The organism is Janthinobacterium sp. CG3 (genome assembly GCF_000344615.1).
Lineage (GTDB): Bacteria > Pseudomonadota > Gammaproteobacteria > Burkholderiales > Burkholderiaceae_D > Janthinobacterium.
Window position 1 is genome coordinate 1 of the sequence record NZ_KB467828.1, and the last position, 2,552, is coordinate 2,552.

General features: G+C 57.1%; 2 protein-coding genes. Both read left to right on the forward strand.

Features of this window, described 5'->3' with window-relative positions; all coding sequences use genetic code 11:
- Window positions 1-1,153 (forward strand): DUF2345 domain-containing protein (locus JANGC3_RS34015; protein ID WP_035789287.1); only part of this gene is annotated, 1,153 nt, incomplete at its 5' end.
- A complete protein-coding gene (locus JANGC3_RS30450) occupies window positions 1,150-2,412 on the forward strand; it encodes a hypothetical protein (protein WP_017879772.1) in 1,263 nt (420 codons plus the stop codon). The genes JANGC3_RS34015 and JANGC3_RS30450, both read left to right, overlap by 4 nt.
- Window positions 2,413-2,552: the final 140 nt, after the last annotated feature.

Below are 2,552 nucleotides of genomic sequence, written 5' to 3' on the forward strand. Positions count from 1 at the left end.
CATGGCCGGCACCGCGCAAAAGCACAACGCCGGCATCAAGGACGACAAGGGCCAGGCCGAGCCGGCACCGGACACATTGCCGGCGATCGCCCAGATGGCCAACAGCGTCGAGGTGCTCAAGGGCACGGACGGCGGCGGCGGGCAGACTCCGGTGACGACCTACACGGAGGCGCAGTTGCAACTGTCTAGCCCGGCGGGCATCGCCGCGACCACGCCGGCGAACGCCATCCTCGCCGCCGGCAACACCGGCAGCGTCACCGCCGGGCAGGACATCAACTTCGCCGCGCAGGGCAACAGCTATTACCTGGTGAAGGCGGGCGTCAGCCTGTTCACCTACGGCAAGGCCGGCAACAAAGACAAGCCGAACCAGGAAACCGGCATCAAACTGCATGCCGCGACCGGCAAGGTCAGCAGCCAGAGCCAATCGGACAAGACCAGCATCACCGCCGACAAGGCCGTCACCGTGGCCAGCGTCACCCAGAGCGTCAACATCGCCGCGAAGGAGCACCTGCTGATGACGGCGCAAGGCGCCTATTTGAAGCTCGAGGGCGGCAATATCATGATTCACGGGCCGGGAAAGATGGATTTCAAGGCCAGTATGAAGGAGTTGACCGGGCCGGCCAGCAGCAGCCCGAAACTACCCTATTTGCCGAATCATGCCGACCTGAATAACTTCATCGAGTTGAATTACCGTTGGGATGACATGCAGCCGATGGTTGGAGCGCCGTACATGGTGAAGTTTGACAATGGCACGTCAATCGAAGGCAAGCTCGACGCCAAAGGCTTTGCGCGCCTTGAGAATACGCCCAATCGCTCCGCCACCGTGACCTACGGCGAGGATGAGCGCGATGCTGTGCCTAGACAGAAGCAGGAGCCGAACCAGCTTTTCGGCGTGGCGCCGCGCACCCAGGAGGAGGCCGAAGCCTTCCTCGAGAAGTACTTGGCGCAGGAAGCGGCCTATTACAAAGACAATTTTTTCCCCGACGAACTGGACGAGATGGCCGCCGAGCCGCCAGCGGACGGCGCTATCAGCGAACTCGACTATGATTTCCATTATGACGACTATAAATATGCCGACGAAGAAAGTCCTGAAGACCTGCAAGCGGAAAAAGACTACCGGCAACTGCATGACAGCGAAGGCGAGTCGTCATGAGTAACATTGGCGGTACGGCGGCGCACGGCGCGGCCGATGCGGCGGCGGCCGCGCGCATCGTGCGCCAGGCCGACGACGGCATCGGAGACTGGCTGGGCGGACTGGTGAGCGGCAAAGGCACGTCGCCGTCGCAAATCATCCTCACCGGCGTCCTCGGCTTAGTTCCCGGCCTGGGCCAGGCGATGGACGCGCGCGACCTCATTTTCGGCCTCATCTTGGTTGCCAAGTCGCCGGCATCGATAATAGGCTGGATCGAGCTGGTGATTACACTGATAGGCTGCGTGCCGGGTGCGGGCGACACGTTGAAGGTCAGCTTCAAACTGATGCAGCAGGGCCACAGTTTCGGCCGCGTCCTGGAAGCCGTCTCGCCCAAAGTGCGCGGCAATGTTGAAGCATATATGCGCAATATCAACTGGAAGAACCTCGCCGGCGAATGCAAGGGACTGCTCAACAAGACGTTCGCGGCGTTTATCGATGGCTTGGACAGTTGGGCCGTGAAGGCGCTTACCAGCCGCTCGCAGGTGAAGGAAGTCATCGGCGAACTAAAGAGCCTGCAACAGCGCGCGCCGAAAATGATCGACGAGGTTTTCGCCGAACTCAAAAATTTGCATGCCAAAATGCTTGGGCATGAACTGCCGGGCACGACGGCTGCGCTTGCTGGCACCAGCGGTAAAGCGGCCAAGGTGGAAGCGCGGGAGGTTGTCACCGCAACCGCAACAAAACAGGCCCGCGCGCTGTCGAAAAAAGAAAAAAGGCTGCTGGCAAAGAAAAATCGAGATGTCAAAGAAAATCATGTGACGCCGTATACGACGAAGGTCGACCAAAAAAAAGCCGCGCAAAAAAACAGAAACAGAAACAAGCAAGCGGTCATCGCCGAACACTTAACAGATTACTTTGTAAAAAAGAAGCACACAATTTTCAATAAAGTTAATAACAACGGAAAACTCACAGAAGAAAAAAGTGTCATGCACACCGGAATTGACCACCTGTGGGCCAACTCAACAGATATAGCAAAACCGTTTGTCGTCGGCGATACCAAGTCAAGTATCCTCGATGCGTTCAAACTGATGGCGGCACTACCAACAGAATGGCAGGAGAAATTTAATGTATTGAGGGCCGATGAGGCCGCCGTTCCGCTGAAAAACGGCAAGCCGAACATCTTCGATAGCGAGGCCCGGGATGCACATCAATCCACCCAAGTTAAGAATTTTTCTTTAAAAGTAGAGCGAAATACAATAAAAAGCTTGACATGCCAGTGAGGTAGGGCGCGGTCAGTGAGATTTTTTACCTCATTGGCCGCTATGTCCCTTGCCGCACTGTTCAACGATCTTGCCGCGCATTTGCAGTCCGTCGAATTCCTTCTGACGGCCCGACATATTGAACACCCCGCCGCATTTTC